An 18,091-nucleotide genomic window follows, 5' to 3' on the forward strand; every position below is an offset into this window, starting at 1 on the left:
GGGGGGCGGGGCCGGGGGGGGGGGGGGGGGCCCCCCCCCCCGGGGGGGGGGGGGGGGGGGGGGGGGGGGGGTGGGGGGGGGGGGGGGGGGGGCCCCCCCCCCCCTTCCTGCTGACAGGTCAGTCGCGTTCGATCTGGTGGCCGACGACGGTGGGGCCCAGCATCACGGCGAAGCCGGAGCCGTCGCGGCGCGGGTCCGCCGCCGGCAGCTCCACCGGCTCGCCGGTGGCGGTGGCGGCCACCGGACGCGACCCGACCCAGGCGACGGCCACGTCGGTCTCACCCTTGAGGAAGCGGTGGGCGCGCACTCCGCCGGTCGCCCGCCCCTTCGCCGGGTACGCCTGGAACGGCGTCACCTTCACCGTGGCGCCCGTGGAGGTGACCACCATCGGCTCGCCGTGACCCGGGTCGTCGGTGCGGACCGCCCCGAAGAACACCACCCGGGCACCGGCGGGCAGGTTGATGCCCGACATCCCGCCGCCCTTGGTCCCCTGCGGCCGGACCAGCCCGGCGGCGAACCGCAGCAGCGACGCCTCCGAGGTGACGAAGGTGAGCGTCTCCGCGCCGTCGGTGAGCCAGGTCGCCCCGACCACCTCGTCGCCCTCCCGCAGGCCGATCACCTCGAACTCGTCCGAGCGGACGGGCCACTCCGGTGCGCAGACCTTGACCACGCCCTGCCGGGTGCCCAGAGCGAGGCCCGGGGAGCCCTCGGCGGTCGGCCCGAGCGGGGCCAGCCCGACCACGGTCTCCCCCGCTTCCAGCGGCACCAGCTCGGCGGCGGCCATCCCGCCGCGCAGCGACACCGTGCCCGCCTGCTCGGGCAGGACCGGCAACGGCAGCACGTCGACCTTGAACGCCCGGCCGGCGCTGGTCACCAGCAGCACCTTCCCCCGGGCGGTGGAGTGCACGACGGCGCGTACGGCATCGTGCTTGGTCCGGCCGTGCCGCCGGCGGCCCTCGGACGCCTCCTCCGACTCCGCCGCCGTCCGGGCGACCAGCCCGGTCGCGGAGAGGATCACCTGGCACGGGTCGTCGGCGACCTCCAGCGGGCCAGCCGGCGCGGACGCGGCCAGCACCTCCTTGAGGTCCCCGTCGACGAGCGTGGTGCGACGCGCCGCGCCGAACTGCTTCACCACCGCCGCCAGCTCGTCGGAGACGACCTTCTTCAGCACCTTCGGGTCGTCGAGGATCGTGGAGAGCTCGGCGATCTCCTTGCGGAGCTTCTCCTGCTCGGCCTCCAGCTCGATCCGGTCGTACTTGGTCAGCCGGCGCAGCGGGGTGTCCAGGATGTAGGTGGCCTGGATCTCGGAGAGCTTGAACTTCTGCATCAGGCCGTCCTTGGCGGCCTGGGCGTCCTCGCTGGCCCGGATGAGCTTGACCACCCTGTCGATGTCGAGCAGGGCGATCAGCAGGCCGTCGACCAGGTGCAGCCGCTCCTCGCGCTTGCGGCGGCGGTACGAGCTGCGCCGGGTCACCACCTCGTAGCGGTGGGCCAGGAAGACCTCCAGCAGCGCCTTCAGCCCGAGGGTCTGCGGCTGCCCGTCGACCAGCACCAGGTTGTTGACGCCGAACGACTGCTCCAGCGGGGTGAGCCGGTAGAGGTCGGCGAGCAGCGCCTGCGGGTTGACGCCGACCTTGCACTCGACGACCAGGCGGGTGCCGCTCTCCCGGTCGGTGAGGTCCTTGACGTCGGCGATGCCGGTGAGCCGCTTGGTCTTGTTGACCTCGTTGGTGATGGCCGCGATGACCTTCTCGGCACCGACGCCGTAGGGCAGCTCCACGACGGTGATCGCCTGCCGGCCCCGGCTGCCCTCCAGCGGGCCGATCTCGACCTTGCCCCGCATCCGCACGACGCCGCGCCCGGTCTCGTAGGCCCGACGCACCTCGTCGAGCCCGAGCAGCAGCCCACCGGTGGGCAGATCCGGGCCGGGGACGAACTCCATGAGCTTGTCGAGCGTGGCGTCCGGGTGGTTGATCAGCCAGCGGGCGGCGGAGACGACCTCGCCGAGGTTGTGCGGGATCATGTTGGTCGCCATGCCGACCGCGATCCCCGACGCGCCGTTGACCAGCAGGTTGGGGAACGCGGCGGGCAGCACGGTGGGCTGGGTCAGCGAGCCGTCGTAGTTCGGCTCGACGTCGACCGTGTCCTCGCCCAGCTCGCCGACGAGCAGCATCGCCTCCCGCGACATCCGGGCCTCGGTGTATCTCGAGGCCGCCGGCCCGTCGTCCGGACTACCAAAATTTCCATGCCCGTCGATGAGGGGGGCGTTGAGCGAGAAGTCCTGGGCCAGGCGGACCATCGCGTCGTAGATGGCCGTGTCGCCGTGCGGATGGTACTTGCCCATCACGTCCCCGACGATGCGGGCGGACTTCACGTGCCCCCGGTCGGGGCGGTGGCCCTGCTCGTACATGGACCAGAGGATGCGCCGGTGCACCGGCTTGAGGCCGTCGCGGGCGTCGGGCAGGGCCCGGGAGTGGATCACCGAGAAGGCGTACTCCAGGTAGGAGTCGGAGACCTCGGTGACCAGCGGGTTGTCGAAGACCCGCGCGCCGGCCTGGTCGAAGGCGGACAGATCCACCTTGGCGCGGTCGTCCTTACGGCGTGCCATCGTTCAGCTTCCCTCTCGGCGGGCGGTGCTCATGCGTCGATCGCCTCGCGGTCGACCCGGTCGGCGGAGTCGATCAGCCAGTTGCGGCGCGGCTCGACCTTCTCCCCCATCAGCAGTTCGAGGATCCGCTCGGCGGCGTCGACGTCGTCGATGGTGATCCGGCGCACGGCCCGGGTGGCCGGGTTCATCGTCGTCTCCCACAGCTCGTCGGCGTCCATCTCGCCGAGACCCTTGAAGCGCGGGATCGGGGTGACGATCTGCTTGCCGGCCTTCTCCAGCTTGCGGACCGTCGCCTCCATCTCGGCCTGGGTGTAGGTGTAGATCGTCTGCGGGTTGCGCCCCCTGGTGGTGATCTTGTGCAGGGGCGGCATCGCCGCGTAGAGGCGGCCGGCCTCGATCAACGGACGCATGTAGCGGGCGAAGAGCGTGATCAACAGGGTACGGATGTGCGCGCCGTCGACGTCGGCGTCCGCCATGATCAGCACCCGGCCGTAGCGCATGGCCGACAGGTCGAACGTGCGGCCGGAGCCGGCGCCGAGCACCTGCACGATCGCGGCGCACTCGGCGTTGTCCAGCACCTGCTGGAGGTTGGCCTTCTGCACGTTGAGGATCTTGCCCCGAATCGGAAGAAGCGCCTGATATTCGGCAGACCGGGCAAGTCGCCCCGTCCCCAACGCGCTGTCGCCCTCCACGATGAACAATTCACTGCGCTCGATGCCCGCCGCGCGGCAGTCGACCAGCTTCGGCGGCATCGACGCGCCCTCCAGGGCGGTCTTGCGCCGGGCGGCGTCCTTCTGCTGCTTCTGGGTCAGCCGTACGCGTGCCGCGTCGACGATCTTCTGGAGGACCGTACGTGCCTCGGCCTTGGTCCGGCGGTCCTCCAGCCACGCCTTCAGGTGCTGCTCGACCAGCCCCTGGATCACCTTCGTGATGCCGGCGGTGGAGAGCTCGTCCTTGGTCTGCGAGGTGAACTGGGGCTCCGGGATCCGGACGTGCACGACCGCGGTCATGCCCTCCAGGACGTCGTCGAGGGTCGGCGGGTCCTCCTTGGCCTTGAGCAGGCCACGGGTGTTGCGGACGGCGTCGGCGAGGGTACGCGCCAGGCCCCGCTCGAAGCCCTTGCGGTGGGTGCCGCCGTGCGCGTTGCGGATGGTGTTGGTGAAGCACTCGACGGTGCGCTCGTAGCCCGTGCCCCAGCGGAAGGCCACCTCGACCTCGGCCCGACGCTGCACGTTGGACTGCATGACGCCGTTGGCGTCGGCGGCGTTCTCCCGGTAGGTGCCCTCGCCGGTGACCATCAGCATGCCGGAGACGGGCCGGTCGCCGGCCGGGGCGAGGAACTCCACCATGTCCGTCAGGCCGTCGGGGTAGTGGAAGCTCTCCTCGGTCGGCTCCTCGCCGGTGTGGTCGCGCAGCGTGTAGTTCACGCCCGGCACCAGGAACGCCGTGTTGCGCAGCTTCATCCGCACGGCCTCGGCGTCCAGGCGGGCGCCGGTCTCGAAGTAGCGCGCGTCGTGCCACCAGCGGATCGAGGTGCCGGTGCGCTGGCCGCGCTTCATCGCGCCGACGATCTGGAGGCCGGGGCCCGGGGTGAACGCCGCGTCGGGGCCGTCACCGTCGAAGATCCCCGGCACGCCGTGCCGGAACGACATCGCGTGGACCTTGCCGCCCCGGCGTACGGTCACGTCGAACCGGCGGGACAGCGCGTTGACCGCCGAGGCGCCCACGCCGTGCAGACCGCCGGAGGTCTTGTAGCCGGAGCCGCCGAACTTGCCGCCCGCGTGCAACCGGGTGAGCACCAGCTCGACGCCGGAGATGCCGGACTTCGCGTGCACGTCCGTGGGGATGCCCCGACCGTCGTCGTCGACCTGGACCGAGCCGTCGGCGTGCAGCGTCACCTCCACCTTCGTGGCGTGGCCGGCGACGCCCTCGTCCGTCGAGTTGTCGAGGATCTCGTTGACGAGGTGACCCACGCCACGGCTGTCGGTGGAGCCGATGTACATGCCGGGCCGCTTGCGGACGGCGTCCAGCCCCTCGAGGTGCGTGAGGTCGTCGGCCCCATACAGGGTCTCAGGCTCTGCGGTCAACTGGTCGTACTCCCAGGTCTCGGCGATGTGGTGCCGCGTCCGACGTCGTCGGCCGGCCCGCGCGCCGCAGCGAGCCTAACCGGGAGATGCGACAGGACGACGGCGCCCCGCAGCGAGGCACGCGCCTCGCCGTGGGTCGGGCCCGGGCGGCAGGGTAGCGCGTTCCGTCCGGTTCCGGCGTATCGGAGCCGCCGTGACCGGTTTGCCATGGCACCGGCCGGCGGGCGGCTCCACCCGGACAACAACGATGCCGTGGCCGGCCTTCCCCCACGCGGCGGGCGCCACCACGGCCGCCCCGGACCTGCGCTCCGACCGCCGACGCCGCCGGGGTCGCGGCCGGGGCGAGTGTGTCCCTCTCGGAAAGATCTTGTTACGGGCCATTGACGCCCGTCGTGCCGGAGTGATCTGATCGCGCCCTCGGAGGATCTTTCACGTTTCGATGGACAGTTAGGGGACGACATGTCCAGGTTCCGTCGTACCGCACTCGCGGCGGCGCTCGCCGTCGCCACCGCCACCCTGTCGACCGCCGTCGGGCTGGGCGCCCCGGCCTCGGCGGCCCCGCCCACCGCCGCGGTGGCGCTCGGCGACAGTTTCATCAGCGGCGAGGGCGCCGGGGCGTACACCCCGGTGGCCGACGTCAACGGGGTCGCCCAGGGTTTCCCGGGCTGGACCGCCGCGAACAACAACGCGTTCTTCTGCCACCGCTCGGCGAACGCCTCACTGCACCGGGCCAACCTGCCGGGCATCCAGGACCGGTTCAACCTCGCCTGCTCCGGCGGGCAGCCGCACGACATCGCCGCCGCCTCCTCGGCCCGGGCCAACGGCCGTCAGGTGGCCGCCCAGCTCGACCAGCTCCGCGCGGTCGGCCGGACCCACGACATCGACCTGGTCCTGCTCGGGCTCGGCTCGAACAACAGCTCGTTCACCTTCGGCAGCGTCGCGGAGAAGTGCGCCAACCGGTTCATCGCCGACGCCTGGACCGGCTGGTGGGAGTTCTGGGCCTACCTGGGCGGGCCGGTGGAGCAGAAGCCCTGCTCCGACGCCGACCTGGCCACCGCCGCCCAGTGGAGCGCCGCGACCGCGGAGACCACCTCGGCCGTACGCCAGCTCCTCGCCACGCTGCGCGAGATCGACGCCGACGGCCAGCACCGGATCGTCTTCCAGGACTACACCAACCCGCTGCCGTTCGACCTCGCCCCCGGGTTCCACGAGGAGGACAGCCGGGACGACACCCGGGACAAGTTCCGCGCGCTGGGTGCCGAGCGGTACGCGGCCGGCTGCCCGATCCACCGGGCCAGCCTGCTGCCGGGGCACCGCTTCTCGCAGGGGCTGGGCACCCTGGTGAAGTCCACCCGGGACACCCTGGCCGCCGAGTTCCCCGGCGCGGACCTGGTCTACCTCAACGTGCAGCGGGCCTTCGACGGCGCCCGGCTCTGCGAGTCGGCGTCCAGCCCGGCCGGCACCCTGGCCACCCCGATCCGGCTGCAGGACAGCCCGCCCAACGGCGTCTTCGTCACCAGCCTCGCCGGCAAGGACAAGATCGCCATCCAGCGGATCGCGAACACCTGCGTGAGCTACTTCCAGACCTGCCAGGAGTCGTGGCACCCGAACGCCGCCGGCCACCAGGTGCTCGGGCAGTGCCTGACGGGCGCGGCCACCACCGGTGCGCGTTCCGTGGCCTGCGTCCGCGCCGGGGACGGCTCGATCACGGTCTCCTGACCGCGACCGCGTCCCGGAACCCCGTGCCGCCCGGCGCGGGGTTCCGCCACGTCCGGGCCCGGAACGGACCAACGCGGCAACGGTGAGTGGCACCGGTCCGACGACCACGGACAGTCGGCGCGGCCACGGGCGAGGGTGGATCAGTCGCGGGTGGCCACGCCGAGCACGTGCGGGGCGGCGGGGGCCGGGAGCCGGCTGTCGGGGAAGCGGAACGCGTCCAGCTCGGTGACGGTGAAGCCCGCCGCCCGGATCGCGGCCACCGTGTCGCGGCCCGTGTGGCAGCCGCCGCAGAGCAGCGGCCAGACGGTCGCGTCGGCCAACCGCTGCACGCGGCGCAGGCCGGGACTCTGCGCGCGTACGTGCTCGAAGAAGCGCACCTGCCCACCGGGCCGCAGCACCCGGCGGGCCTCGCGCAGCGCGGCGGCCTGGTCGGGCACCGAGCAGAGGACCAGGGAGAGCACCACCGCGTCGGCGTCGCCGTCGGGCGCCGGCAGCGCCTCGGCGAGGCCGTCGACCACCTCGACGGGTACGGGAGCCGTGGCCGCCGCCTCCCGGGCCGCCGCCCGGAGCCGGGGCTCCGGCTCCACCGCCAGCACCCGCTCGACGGTGCCCGGGTAGTGCGCGAAGGTGCGGCCGTTGCCGGCGCCGACCTCGACCACCCGGCCCGCGAGGCCGGCGACGAGGCGCCGCCGGTGGGCGGCCGCGCCGGCGCGGTCCATCGCCACGCTCGCCCGCTGGAACACCCGGGCGAAGACCGGGTGGGAGACCTCGTTGGCGGGCATCGTCACTCCTCAGACCGGACCGGGTACGGCCGGCCGGGCTCCGGCGGGCCCGACAGGCGACGGCGGTGCGTGGGGCTCCGGCGGGCCGGGCACGGTCGCGGAGGGCGACGCGTCGCGCCCCGGCGGCCCCCCGGACGGCATTGGCCGGGGGCGGGGCAGGCCGAGGGCGAGCAGCGCCGGGCCGGTCGGCCCGGCGACGAGCTCGCCGAGGGTCACGTCGTCCAGCACGGCGAGGAAGGCGTCGCGGGCGCGGCGCAGTTCGCCCCGCAGCCGGCAGGCCGCGCGCAGCGAGCAGGCCGGCTCGTCGCAGGACACCACCTCGTCGTCGCCCTCGAAGGCCCGGACCACGTGCCCGACCGTGGCGTTCCCGCCGTCCTCGGCGAAGGCCACCCCGCCGGAACGGCCCCGGATGGTGACCAGCACCCCGAGCCGCTGCAACCGCTGCACCACCTTGGCGACGTGGTTGCGGGGCAGGCCGAGCTGGTCGGACAGCTCGTCCACGGTCATCCGTCGCGGGTTCGCGGCGGCCAGCATGGCGATGCGCAGCGCCATGTCGGTGGACCGGTTGAGCTTCACGCCTCGACCCTAGCCAGCGCTGTCGACCGCCCACCACGGCCGGCCGGGCCCCGGATGTGATCCGGACGACCCTCGACCCGGGACCTTCGGCCCTGAAGAGGTATTTCGAATACCTGTTTTGCTGTCGGGGCCCGAAGCGGTTCAGCCCAGAAGGAGACAGTCGTGCTCTCGGAGTCCTCAGCAGCAGTGGTGACGGCGACCCTGCCCGCCGTGCAGGCGCACGGCGAGGCGATCACCGGCCGGTTCTACGAGCGGATGTTCGACGCGCACCCCGAACTGCTGAACATCTTCAACCGCAGCAACCAGGCCACCGGCACCCAGAAGGCCGCCCTCGCCGCCGCCGTGGTCGCGTACGCGGAGCACCTGACCGGCGGCAGCCACGCACCGTGGGGCCCGATCCTGGACCGCATCGCGCACAAGCACGCCTCGCTCGGCATCACCGCCACCCAGTACACGATCGTCGGCCGGCACCTGCTCGCCGCCGTCGGCGAGGTGCTCGGCGACGCCGTCACCGACGAGGTCGCGGCGGCCTGGGACGAGGTCTACTGGCTGCTGGCCTGCGAGCTGATCGCCCGGGAGGCCCGCCTCTACACCGTGGCCGGGCTGGCCGAGGGCGAGCCGGTCTGGCGGGACTGGCGGGTCGTCGCCCGGGCCACCGAGGCGCTGGACGTCGTGTCGTTCACCCTGGTCCCGGCCGACGGCGGGCCGGTGCCCACCTTCGTCCCGGGCCAGTACACCTCGGTCGCCGTCGACCTCGACGGCGGGCGCGGTCAGCAGATCCGCCAGTACAGCCTCTCCGGCCGTCCCGGCGCCGACCACTGGCGGATCACCGTCAAGCACGTACGCGGTGTCGGCGACGCCCCCGACGGCATGGTCTCCACCTTCCTGCACGAGCGCGTGGGCGTCGACGACGTCCTCCGGCTCAGCCCGGCGTTCGGCGAGGTCAGCGCGGTGGCCGGGGAGGGCCCGCTGCTGCTGGTCAGCGCGGGCATCGGCCTGACCCCGGCGATGGCCGCCCTGGAGCACCTGGCCGCCACCGAGCCGCAGCGCCCGGTGGTGCTGGTGCACGCCGACCGGGCCGGCGCGGCGCACGCGTTCCGCGGCGAACTGCCGCGCCTGCACGCCGCGCTGCCCAACCTGCGCACCGCCCTCTGGTACGAGGACCTCACCGACGGCGAACTGGCCGGGGTGACCGCCGAGGTCATCGCCGGCCGGGTCGACCCGGCGTTGATCCCGCTCTCCCCCGACGCCCACGTGCACCTCTGCGGGCCGCTGCCGTTCATGAACACCGTCCGGGGCGGCCTGCTGCGCCGGGGGGTCCCGGTGGAGCGGATCGCCTACGAGGTCTTCGGGCCGGGCATGCTCCACGACGACCGGTCCTGACCGGCCGCGACCGGGCGGTCACGGGCGGTGGGGCGGTTCGCCCCGCCGCCCGTCGGCCGCTCCACACCCGACGGACGGCCCGTCAGGACGAGCCGGGCAGGCGGCGGTTAGGAGGGGAGGTCGGGGGTAGGGACTTCTGCGGCGGGGTCCGCCAGGCGGCGAGGAGACGCCCCGGGGCTCGACCGGGTCCCCGCCGACGGGCCGGCCGATGGAGGAAGCACATGCGTATCGCGATGATCTCGGAGCACGCCAGTCCGCTCGCCGTCGGAGGGGTGGAGGAATCCGGCGGTCAGCACACGCACGTGGCGGAGCTCGCCGCCGCGCTGGCTGGCGAGGGGCACGACGTCCGCGTCTACACCCGCCGGGACTCCACCGTGCCGCCCGACTCCGTGGTCACCCCGGACGGCTACCGGGTGTGCCACGTGCCCGCCGGTCCGGCGCTGCGGGTGCCGAGGGACGAGCTGCTGCCGCACCTGGGCGAGTTCGGACGCTGGCTGGCCGGTCAGTGGCGCGACGGCGACTGGGCGCCGGACGTGGCGCACGCCCACTTCTGGACGAGCGGGCTGGCCACCCTGCACGCCGGCCGGCGCACCGGGGTGCCGGTGGTGCTGACGTACCACAGCCTCGGCTCGGTGAAGCGGCGGTTGCAGGGCGCCCGGGACACCAGCCCACCGGGCCGGGTGGGCTACGAGCGGGCCCTGGGCCGGGCCGCCGACCGGATCATCGTGCAGTGCCAGGACGAGGTCGGCGAGCTGGTCCGCCTCGGCGTGCCCCGGTCCCGGATGACGATGGTCCCCGCCGGGGTCGACCAGGAGCTGTTCCGTCCCGACGGGCCCGTCGCCCCGCGCGACCCGGCCCGCCCCCGGATCATCACCGTCGGCCGGCTGGTGGAGCGCAAGGGCATCCAGGACGTCATCCGGGCGCTGCCGGCCGTGCCGGACGCCGAGTGCGTGGTGGTCGGCGGCCCGCCGGCGGAGTTGCTCCCCGCGGACGGCTTCGCCCGTCGGCTCCGCGCGCTCGCCGAGTCGTGCGGGGTCGCCGACCGGGTGAAGCTGCTGGGCGGGCTGCCCCGGGAGGAGCTGGCCCCGTGGTACCGCTCGGCGGACCTGCTGGTGGCCGCCCCCTGGTACGAGCCGTTCGGGCTCACCCCGCTGGAGGGCATGGCGTGCGGCGTACCGGTCGTCGGCACGAACGTCGGCGGGATCGCCGACACCGTGGTCGACGGCCTGACCGGCGACCTCGTGCCGCCCCGGGACCCCCGGGCCCTCGGCACCGCGGTCCGCCGACTGCTCGCCGACAAGGTCCGTCGCTTCGCGTACGCGACGGCGGCGCTGGACCGGATCCGCAACCGGTACTCGTGGAAGCGCTGCGCCGAGCAGCTGAGCACGGTCTACGCCACGGTCAGCACGGTCGGCCGGCCCGCTCCGGCGGTGGCGTAGCGCAGGGTGGTGGTGGGCGGCCCCGGTCGTCGCCCGGGACGTGACGCCCACCACCCCATGGTTACCCGTCGGTAGCCACGGGCCGTAGCCTGGGCCGGTGAACGCGACGGGGGAATACCGGCAGGAGTTCGTCGAGGTCGACGGGGCCCGCATCGGGCTACAGGTGTATCCGGATCCGGAGGGCGTCGCCGATGCCCCGCTGGTGCTGATCACGCCCGCGATGGGCGTCCGGGCACGCTACTACCGGCCGTTCGCCGCCGCGCTGCGCGCCGCCGGCCTGGCCGTGGCGGTGGCCGACCTGCGCGGCACCGGGGAGAGCACCCCGAAGCCGAGCCGCGCCTGCCGGTACGGCTACCCGGAACTGGCCGCCGACGTGGGCGCCGCGCTGGCGGCGCTCAAGTCCCGGCGGGACGGGCGCAGGACGCTGCTGCTCGGGCACTCCCTCGGCGGGCAGGCGGCGCTGCTGCACCTCGCCCTGCACGGCGAGCACGACGTCGACGGGCTGGCGCTGGTCGCCGTCGGCGTACCGTGGTGGCGCAGCTACCCGGGCCTGCGCGGATACGGCGTCCTGCCGTACACCCAGGGGATCGCGGCGACCGCCCGGCTGCTCGGCGTCTGGCCGGGCTGGGGCTTCGGCGGCCGGCAGGCGCGCGGGGTCATCCGGGACTGGGCGTACACCGCGCGGACCGGGCGCTTCCCGCACCTCGACGGGGTGGACGCCGAGGCGGCCGTGCGGGCGCTGCGGACCCCCGTCCTCGCGGTCAGCGTCGACGACGACCAGTACACCCCGCACGAGACCGTCGACCACCTGTGCGCGAAGCTGGCCGCGGCGCCCGTCGCGCGCGAGCGCTACACCCCGGCGCAGGCCGGCGCCCGGATGGACCACTTCACCTGGGTACGCGCGAGCGCCCCGCTGGCGGCCCGGGTGGCCCGCTTCGCCGCCGACCTGCCGGCCCGCTGACCCTGGCGGGACGCGGCACGAACGGGTGCATCAGCCGGGTCCGGTATCTGTGCGGCCGAGGCGTATCGGCAGGTCACAGGCGGGATTAGCCGGCCGGGCGGCGGGTATGCCGCACCGCCCGACACGGTGGAAGGGGATCAGATGTCCGAACGGCACACCGCACTGCGCTCGATGCACGACCTGGGCCTGGCGGCCTGGTTCGGGGGCTCCCTGATGGGAGCGTTCGGCGTCAACGGCGCGGCGGCACAGATGAACGACTCGACCCAGCGGTTGCCGATGGCCTCGGCCGGCTGGGCCCGGTGGACCCCGGTGAACGCCGCGGCGATCGGCGCCCACCTGGCGGGGGCCGTCGGGGAACTGGTGACGGAGAGCCCCCGGGTGGCCGCCCAGGCGGGGGTGGCGCGGGCCAGCACGCTGAAGACGGCGTTGACGGTCGGCGCGCTCGCGGTGACCGGCTACAGCCGACTGCTCGGCATGAAGCTGGAGAAGGCCGGCGGGCCGGCGGTCGAGGGGGTCACCGAGCCGAACTCGCACACGCCGTCGAACGTGGCGTCGTGCCAGCGGCAGATGCGGATGCTCCAGTGGGCGATCCCGGCGATGACCGGGGCGCTCATCGTGATGACCGCGTACATGGGCGAGCAGCAGAAGCCCGGCGAGGTGTTCCGGGGGATGTTCGGGCGCATGGGCGGCATGCGGAACGCCCCGAAGGGGATGGGCGCGCTCATGGCGATGGGCGGGGCCAGGCAGAAGCGGATGGCGAAGTCCGGCCGCTGCTGACCGACGTGCCGCCGGACGGCGTCCCGCCGACTCCTCGGCGGCGGGGCGCCGCTGCGCGCGTCCCCACCCGCCGGCACCGCGGCCCCGGGCGCCGGCGAGGCATGACCGCCCCGGTGACGGGCACTCGGGGCCGGTACCGGCGGACCGAGCAGCGAGGTGGCCATGACGGCAGGAGAGGGACGCGGCGGGGGCCGACGCCCACCGGAGGCGACCACGCCCTGGGTGACCAGGGACGGCATGGACGTGGAGGCGCCGTGGGGCGTCGCTGAGCACGACCCCATGAACGAGGGCAGCGAGGAGACCGCCGTGCCGGAAGGACGGCGCGGGGAGCGGCGGGCCGACGAGCCGGCGGGACCGTCCGGCCCCGCCGGGCGGCACGGCTTCGGCCCGGTCGAACCGACACCCACGCGGCCGGCGGGCCCCGGCGCGCCGCCCGACCCGGCGCCGACCCGACGGTCCTTCCCCGACGCCGCCGACGTCGAGGAGCGGACGGAGGACGCGCTGCGGACCAGGGGCCGACGTTCCTGACCGGCACGCCCCGGCGCGGGGCTGCGCCAGGCGTGCTCTCCGACCTGGGCGCCGAGCCGCGCGGACGGGACCGCCCCCGGCGGTCAGGCGCGCCCCGCCGCCCGCAGCAGCCGGAGCTGACCGATCTCGGCCACGTTCTTCATCAGCTCGGCGTTGACCCAGGCGAGCATGTGCGCCACCGTGTGGCCCGGGTCGTCCTGCCACGGGAACGGCGCGGTGCCGTCGAGGTCGGCGTCGGTGAGCCGGTCGAGGTGCCCCAGCCACTCGGCGCGCAGGCCCCGCAGCCAGGCGACCGTCGGCTCGCCCGCGCCCGGCCATCGCACGTCGGTGCGCTGCCGTGCCGGCCGTCCCCCGAGCTGGTCCATGGTCACCGTCCACCACCAGCCGATGTGCCAGGACAGCCAGCCGATCGTCGGGACCGGCACGGGGTCGGGTTCGGTGTCGGCCCAGTCGGGTGTCCAGCCGCCGGCGGGGTCGCGACGCACCGTCCAGCAGAGCGCGGCCGGTTCCCAGAGGAAGTCCGCCGCGTCGAGGCGCTCGAGGTGGTACTCGAACAGCGACCACGTCAGGTCGAACTGCCAGCGCAGGAGCGCACGGGAGGTTGTCGCCATCCGGCGATCATGCCGGAGGGCACCGGCCGGGTCCACGGAATTGGACCCCGCGCGACGGGGTCAGCCGCCGGCGGTGTCCTCGTCGGCGACCTCGGCCGGGTCCGCCGCCACCGGATGACCGGTGTCGTCCACCAGAGCGGGCGCCATGCTGCCGCCGTGCGCCTCCTGCGCCTCCCGGGTCTCGCGCGCCGCCGCGTCCCCCGGTACGCCGGGCGTCGCCTCTTCGAGGTGCTCCTGCCGTTGCTCACCCATCACCGCGTCCCCTTCCGTCGCTCACGCCCCCGCCGGTACCCGGGCGGCCGGCGGGGAAACCTGGCCGCCACGCCGACGGTCCCGGGTGGCGCCGGCGCGTGCTCAGGACGGCGAACCGGCTCCCGCCCGGTCGCGTCCCGCCGGGCGGACCCCGAGCAGCTCCGCGAGTCGGGCGGCGTCACGCTGGGCCTGGTCACCGCAGCAGTTGTTGAACAGCGCGTGCAGCTCCCCCGCCTGCCCGGCCAGCTCGACCAGGAGTTCCGACCAGCGGCGCAGCTCCTCGTCGCCGTACGCGTAGCGGAACTTCTCCTGCTTGTCCCCCGTCTCCCAGGCGGTGCTGTGGCCGTGGAACCGGACGACCGCCAGCTCCGCCGTGGCGAACAGGATGGGCGGCACCGACGAGGCGTGCCCCTGCGGCATGTCGACGCAGACGAACGACAGCCCGCGCTCCCGCAGGAACCCGAGCGTGTCCAGCGCGGCGGTGCCGTCGAACCAGGACGCGTGGCGCAGCTCGACGGCGACCCGCCACGGCTGGCACCGCTCCGCCAGCTCGGCGATGCGCCGCTCGGCGGCGGCCCCACGGGCCAGCCACGGCGGAAACTGGAGCAGGACCGCGCCGAGCCGGTCGGCCGCCGCGATCGGGTCCAGCGCCGCCCGGAACCGGTCCCACAGCTCGTCGTACGCGGCCGCGGGGAGGTCCCGGCGGCGGATCCGGCTCGGGCCGCCGGCCGGGCGCAGGTCGCGCGGCAGCGCCGCCACCGGTGTCGGGTGACCGGTGAAGAGGCTGAACGCCTTCACGTCGAAGGTGAAGCCCTCGGGCGTGGCGTCCACCCAGCCTCGCGTCGTCTCGGGCACGGGCACCGCGTAGTAGGAGGTGTCCACCTCGACCAGCGGGAAGCGCCCGGCGTAGAAGTCGAGCCGACCGGCCGGGGTGTTGGCCGCGCGGGGATACCAGCCCGAGCGCAGCAGCATCTGGTCCGCCCAGGACGACGTGCCCACCTTGATCACACCCATGTGATTCAGTGCACCGCGCACCGGACGAATCGGCAACCGCTGGCGGAAACCCGGCGTCCGGACGACCTGCGCGAGGCGATCGACCGACGCCAGTGATCATGGGCGGACCCGCGGAACCGGTCGGTCCCGTCCCGCCCCCGGCCCGGCACTTGTCGGATGTCACACCCCGACCCGTGTGACGGCCCGACGGCCCGTGGCGCTGAGGGACACGAGATGAACGCACACCGGATGGACCAGGAAACCGTCGAGCGGCTGCTCGACGGCCCTGTCCTCGACCCGCAGAACGGCCCGCACCCCCTCACGTCGCTGTTGACGGCGGTCCGCGCCACGCCCCACGCCGACGAACTGGCCGGCGAGGAGGCAGCCGTACGGGCCTACCGGCTGGCCCGGGCCGGCAACCCGCTCGGCCGGCCGGAGCCGCGCCGCCGGCGCGCCCTCACGGGGTTCGGCGTACGCGCCGCGCTGGCCGGTGCCGCCCTCGCCCTCACGGGCGGGGTGGCCCTCGCCGCCACCGGGGGCGCGCTGCCCCACCCGCTGCGGGGTCCGGCACCCACCACCGCCGCTCCCGGGCCCGCCCCCACCACGGGCGCCGCCCCCACGACGGCCCACCATCCGCCGTCCGCCCCGACGGGCGGGGTGGACGGTCGGCCGGAGCCGGACGCGGCGGTGCGGGAGTTGTGCCGGGCGTACCGGGCGGACACCGGCGACGGCGGTCTCCCGGACCAGGCCGCCTTCGGTGACCTGATCCGCGCCGCCGGCGGCCACGGGAAGGTGGCCGGCTACTGCGAGCGGGTGCTGGCCGGCGAGCCGAAGAGCCCCGCCCCGCACGGCAGCCCGTCCGGCGGGCCGACAGTCACGCCGACCGGCCGTCCCGGAGCCGACCCGACCGGCCGACCCGGTACCGACCCGACCGGCCGCCCCGGGGCGGAGCCGACCGGCCGACCCGGGGCCGACCCGAGCCGGCGGGCCGGCTCGCCGCCCACGGCGTCGCCGTCGGCCACGGCCGCGCGACCGGCCCGCCCCGGCCCCGTCCAGGTCTCGCCGGAGCAGGGACGCCACACCGCCGCACCGAGCGGCGGCGAGGCGGACTGACCGGACCGCCGAACCGCCGGGTTGAGCGGCAGCGAGGCGGGCTGACCGGCGGCCGACGGGTGGGGCGCGTCCCTGCCGGCACGCCCTCCCCCCGCGGCGTGGCCCGCGTGACGTCGGCCGGTGACCTCGGCTCCAGGCGGCTGGTAGCTTGCCCCGATGAGTCTGCGGCGTCGACGCGTGGCGGTGGTCTTCCGCCTGGCGATCGTGATCAGCGTGCTGGCCGGGATCGTGCTCACCGCGCTCGGTTCCGCCACGCTCACCGGCCTGCTGCCCTACTTCACGATCCAGAGCAACCTCGCCGTCGGGCTCTTCGCCGGATACGCCGCCTGGCTGGCCCGGCAGGACCGGCCCGAGCCGCCCTCGGCGCTCAAGGGCGCGGTCACGCTCTACATCACCATCACCGGCGTGGTCTACCACCTGGTGTTGGCCAACCCGGCCAGCCCGTTCGCGATGCCGCAGGCCGACCGTACGCTCGGCGAGGCGCTGGGCAACCAGTTCCTGCACACCGTCGTGCCCCTGCTGGCCGTGGCGGACTGGGCGCTGTTCGACCGCCGGGGCCGGCTCCGCCCGCGCTACGCGGCCTGGTGGCTGGCGTTCCCCCTCGGATACCTCGGCTTCGCGCTGCTGCGGGGGCTGGTGGTGGACACGTACCCGTACCCGTTCATCGACGCGGGCGAGTTGGGCTACGCCGGGGTGGCCGTCAGCGCGGTCTTCTTCGCCGCCGCGTTCTGGCTGCTGGGCCTGCTCTTCGTCGCCGTCGACCGGGGCCTGGGCCGCCGTGCCGGAGCGCCGGCCGCCCCCTCGACCAGCCCGGACGCCCCCTCCATGGCCCCGGACGCCCCCTCGATGACCCCCGGCGCCCCCTCCACGGCCCCGGACGCCGCCCGGCCCGACGCCACGGCCCTGTCCTGACGTCCACGCCTGCGGCGGCTCACCGCCACGGGGCGGACCGGAGCGTCCCGGCGGGCCGTTTGGGCTCCCGCGGAACGGGCAGCCGGCAGGCGGACCGGAAGCGGGAGAACAGGAGGCGTCATGCGCGCGCTGCGATTGCCCAACTGGAAGTCGGAGCCCGAACTGGTCGAGGTCGACGAGCCGACCCCGGGCCCGGGTCAGGTGGTCGTCAAGATCGGCGGTGCCGGCGCCTGCCACTCCGACCTGCACCTGATGCACGACTTCGAGGCCGGCGCGGTGCCCTGGAACCCGCCGTTCATCCTCGGCCACGAGAACGCCGGCTGGGTGCACGCGCTCGGCGACGGGGTGAGCGGGTTGACGGTGGGGCAGCCGGTGGCCGTCTACGGGCCGTGGGGCTGCGGCAGCTGCGAACGGTGCCGGGTGGGCGTCGAGTCGTACTGCGAGAACGTCGCCGAGGCGCCGGTGCCCGGCGGGGGCGGCGGCCTCGGCCTGGACGGCGGCATGGCCGAGTACATGCTGGTGCCGCACGCCCGGCTCGTCGTGCCGCTGCCCGACGGGCTCGACCCGGTGCTGGCGGCGCCGCTGACCGACGCCGGGCTCACCCCGTACCACGCGATCCGCCGGTCCTGGCCGAAGCTGGGCCCGACCAGCACCGCCGTGGTGATCGGCGTGGGCGGGCTCGGGCACGTCGGCGTGCAGATCCTCAAGGCGACCACCGCGGCGCGGGTGATCGCGGTGGACACCCGCGAGGAGGCGCTGAAGCTCGGCGAGGAGTGCGGCGCCGACCTCACCATGCTCTCCGGCGCGGACACCGCCCAGGAGATCCGCCAGGCCACCGGCGGCCGGGGCGCCGACGTGGTCCTGGACTTCGTCGGCGCCGATGCGACCCTCGCGCTCGGCGCCGCCGCCGCCCGCACCGTCGGCGACCTCACCATCGTCGGTATCGGCGGCGGCACCCTGCCGGTGGGCTTCTTCTCGGTGCCGTACGAGGTGAGCATCCAGACCACGTACTGGGGCAGCCGGCCGGAACTCATCGAGGTGCTCGAACTGGGCGCCCGGGGCCTGGTGAAGCCGAAGGCCAGCACCTTCTCTCTGGACGAGGCGGTCGTCGCGTACCGGAAGATGCGCGACGGCACGCTGGAGGGCCGGGCGGTCGTCGTGCCGTGACCACCGCGACCCTAGGATGATCATGTGGTCGCGGCGCTGGAGCTCTACCTGGACACCGACGCCACCCGACGGATCCGGGTGCTCTGGGACGCGCTGGAGTCCGAGGGTGTGCAGAGCATGCGGTCGCTGCTGGAGCAGCGTCACCGGCCACACGTCTCACTCGCCGTCGCGACCCGCTTCGTT

General features: G+C 74.6%; 16 protein-coding genes and 1 pseudogene. 10 read left to right on the forward strand and 7 right to left on the reverse strand.

Annotated elements, in window-relative coordinates:
* Positions 1 to 118: 118 nt before the first annotated feature.
* Positions 119 to 2,608: a DNA topoisomerase IV subunit A gene (locus tag AB0B83_RS27865; RefSeq protein ID WP_357580649.1), complete on the reverse strand. Its 2,490-nt coding sequence runs from the start codon at positions 2,606 to 2,608 to the stop codon at positions 119 to 121.
* A 29-nt stretch (positions 2,609 to 2,637) separates the two neighbouring features.
* Positions 2,638 to 4,695 (reverse strand): DNA topoisomerase IV subunit B, encoded by a 2,058-nt coding sequence (locus AB0B83_RS27870; RefSeq protein ID WP_357580650.1) that lies wholly within the window; start codon positions 4,693 to 4,695, stop codon positions 2,638 to 2,640.
* Between the two features lie 459 nt (positions 4,696 to 5,154).
* On the opposite strand from AB0B83_RS27870, the gene AB0B83_RS27875 reads away from it, so the two are divergent.
* The gene (locus AB0B83_RS27875; protein ID WP_357580651.1) at positions 5,155 to 6,414 is read left to right on the forward strand and encodes a hypothetical protein; all 1,260 of its coding nucleotides are present in this window, start codon (positions 5,155 to 5,157) and stop codon (positions 6,412 to 6,414) included.
* 140 nt (positions 6,415 to 6,554) lie between these two features.
* Here the strand turns inward: AB0B83_RS27875 and AB0B83_RS27880 are convergent, their stop codons facing one another.
* Positions 6,555 to 7,196 carry a class I SAM-dependent methyltransferase gene (locus AB0B83_RS27880; RefSeq protein ID WP_357580652.1) on the reverse strand — a complete coding sequence of 214 codons (642 nt, stop codon included), beginning with the start codon at positions 7,194 to 7,196 and terminating at the stop codon, positions 6,555 to 6,557.
* Positions 7,197 to 7,205: 9 nt separating this feature from the next.
* A complete protein-coding gene (locus tag AB0B83_RS27885) occupies positions 7,206 to 7,772 on the reverse strand; it encodes an Rrf2 family transcriptional regulator (RefSeq protein WP_357580653.1) in 567 nt (188 codons plus the stop codon).
* Positions 7,773 to 7,874: 102 nt separating this feature from the next.
* Between AB0B83_RS27885 and AB0B83_RS27890 the strand changes: the two genes are divergently transcribed.
* From AB0B83_RS27890 to AB0B83_RS27910, 5 genes are all read left to right on the forward strand, one after another.
* A complete protein-coding gene (locus AB0B83_RS27890; RefSeq protein ID WP_357580663.1) occupies positions 7,875 to 9,155 on the forward strand; it encodes a globin domain-containing protein in 1,281 nt (426 codons plus the stop codon).
* Positions 9,156 to 9,376: 221 nt separating this feature from the next.
* On the forward strand, positions 9,377 to 10,594 hold the full coding sequence (locus AB0B83_RS27895) for a glycosyltransferase (RefSeq protein ID WP_357580654.1): 1,218 nt from the start codon (positions 9,377 to 9,379) through the stop codon (positions 10,592 to 10,594).
* Positions 10,595 to 10,691: 97 nt separating this feature from the next.
* Positions 10,692 to 11,555: an alpha/beta fold hydrolase gene (locus AB0B83_RS27900; protein WP_357580655.1), complete on the forward strand. Its 864-nt coding sequence runs from the start codon at positions 10,692 to 10,694 to the stop codon at positions 11,553 to 11,555.
* A gap of 141 nt (positions 11,556 to 11,696) precedes the next feature.
* The gene (locus tag AB0B83_RS27905) at positions 11,697 to 12,332 is read left to right on the forward strand and encodes a hypothetical protein (protein ID WP_357580656.1); all 636 of its coding nucleotides are present in this window, start codon (positions 11,697 to 11,699) and stop codon (positions 12,330 to 12,332) included.
* A gap of 162 nt (positions 12,333 to 12,494) precedes the next feature.
* Complete coding sequence (locus tag AB0B83_RS27910) at positions 12,495 to 12,860, forward strand: hypothetical protein (RefSeq protein ID WP_357580657.1); 366 nt, start codon at positions 12,495 to 12,497, stop codon at positions 12,858 to 12,860.
* An 83-nt stretch (positions 12,861 to 12,943) separates the two neighbouring features.
* On the opposite strand, the gene AB0B83_RS27915 is transcribed toward AB0B83_RS27910, so the two are convergent.
* From AB0B83_RS27915 to AB0B83_RS27925, 3 genes are all read right to left on the reverse strand, one after another.
* Complete coding sequence (locus AB0B83_RS27915; protein ID WP_357580658.1) at positions 12,944 to 13,471, reverse strand: DinB family protein; 528 nt, start codon at positions 13,469 to 13,471, stop codon at positions 12,944 to 12,946.
* A gap of 60 nt (positions 13,472 to 13,531) precedes the next feature.
* Positions 13,532 to 13,723, reverse strand: a complete 192-nt coding sequence (locus AB0B83_RS27920; RefSeq protein WP_357580659.1) for a hypothetical protein — start codon at positions 13,721 to 13,723, stop codon at positions 13,532 to 13,534.
* 102 nt (positions 13,724 to 13,825) lie between these two features.
* Positions 13,826 to 14,737, reverse strand: a complete 912-nt coding sequence (locus AB0B83_RS27925) for a DUF72 domain-containing protein (RefSeq protein WP_151455864.1) — start codon at positions 14,735 to 14,737, stop codon at positions 13,826 to 13,828.
* A 213-nt stretch (positions 14,738 to 14,950) separates the two neighbouring features.
* Here AB0B83_RS27925 and AB0B83_RS27930 point away from each other — a divergent pair, with 213 nt between their 5' ends.
* From AB0B83_RS27930 to AB0B83_RS27945, 4 genes and pseudogenes are all read left to right on the forward strand, one after another.
* Positions 14,951 to 15,829 carry a hypothetical protein gene (locus tag AB0B83_RS27930; protein WP_357580660.1) on the forward strand — a complete coding sequence of 293 codons (879 nt, stop codon included), beginning with the start codon at positions 14,951 to 14,953 and terminating at the stop codon, positions 15,827 to 15,829.
* 156 nt (positions 15,830 to 15,985) lie between these two features.
* Positions 15,986 to 16,741 (forward strand): Pr6Pr family membrane protein, encoded by a 756-nt coding sequence (locus AB0B83_RS27935; protein WP_357580661.1) that lies wholly within the window; start codon positions 15,986 to 15,988, stop codon positions 16,739 to 16,741.
* A gap of 120 nt (positions 16,742 to 16,861) precedes the next feature.
* The gene (locus AB0B83_RS27940; protein ID WP_357580662.1) at positions 16,862 to 17,908 is read left to right on the forward strand and encodes an NAD(P)-dependent alcohol dehydrogenase; all 1,047 of its coding nucleotides are present in this window, start codon (positions 16,862 to 16,864) and stop codon (positions 17,906 to 17,908) included.
* 24 nt (positions 17,909 to 17,932) lie between these two features.
* A pseudogene (locus AB0B83_RS27945) lies at positions 17,933 to 18,091 on the forward strand (2'-5' RNA ligase family protein); the annotation flags it as partial.

Origin of the sequence: Micromonospora sp. NPDC049060 (genome assembly GCF_040649055.1) — a bacterium.
In the GTDB taxonomy this organism is placed as follows: Bacteria; Actinomycetota; Actinomycetes; order Mycobacteriales; family Micromonosporaceae; genus Micromonospora; species Micromonospora reichwaldensis.

What these genes read in the sequence shown, in the direction of transcription:
- AB0B83_RS27865 (WP_357580649.1), bottom strand. Translation starts at nt 2,608, where the DNA reads ATGGCACGCCGTAAGGACGACCGCGCCAAGGTGGATCTGTCCGCCTTC.
- AB0B83_RS27915 (WP_357580658.1), bottom strand. Translation starts at nt 13,471, where the DNA reads ATGGCGACAACCTCCCGTGCGCTCCTGCGCTGGCAGTTCGACCTGACG.
- AB0B83_RS27895 (WP_357580654.1), top strand. Translation starts at nt 9,377, where the DNA reads ATGCGTATCGCGATGATCTCGGAGCACGCCAGTCCGCTCGCCGTCGGA.
- AB0B83_RS27875 (WP_357580651.1), top strand. Translation starts at nt 5,155, where the DNA reads ATGTCCAGGTTCCGTCGTACCGCACTCGCGGCGGCGCTCGCCGTCGCC.
- AB0B83_RS27910 (WP_357580657.1), top strand. Translation starts at nt 12,495, where the DNA reads ATGACGGCAGGAGAGGGACGCGGCGGGGGCCGACGCCCACCGGAGGCG.
- AB0B83_RS27905 (WP_357580656.1), top strand. Translation starts at nt 11,697, where the DNA reads ATGTCCGAACGGCACACCGCACTGCGCTCGATGCACGACCTGGGCCTG.
- AB0B83_RS27940 (WP_357580662.1), top strand. Translation starts at nt 16,862, where the DNA reads ATGCGCGCGCTGCGATTGCCCAACTGGAAGTCGGAGCCCGAACTGGTC.
- AB0B83_RS27935 (WP_357580661.1), top strand. Translation starts at nt 15,986, where the DNA reads ATGAGTCTGCGGCGTCGACGCGTGGCGGTGGTCTTCCGCCTGGCGATC.
- AB0B83_RS27925 (WP_151455864.1), bottom strand. Translation starts at nt 14,737, where the DNA reads ATGGGTGTGATCAAGGTGGGCACGTCGTCCTGGGCGGACCAGATGCTG.
- AB0B83_RS27880 (WP_357580652.1), bottom strand. Translation starts at nt 7,196, where the DNA reads ATGCCCGCCAACGAGGTCTCCCACCCGGTCTTCGCCCGGGTGTTCCAG.
- AB0B83_RS27920 (WP_357580659.1), bottom strand. Translation starts at nt 13,723, where the DNA reads ATGGGTGAGCAACGGCAGGAGCACCTCGAAGAGGCGACGCCCGGCGTA.
- AB0B83_RS27930 (WP_357580660.1), top strand. Translation starts at nt 14,951, where the DNA reads ATGAACGCACACCGGATGGACCAGGAAACCGTCGAGCGGCTGCTCGAC.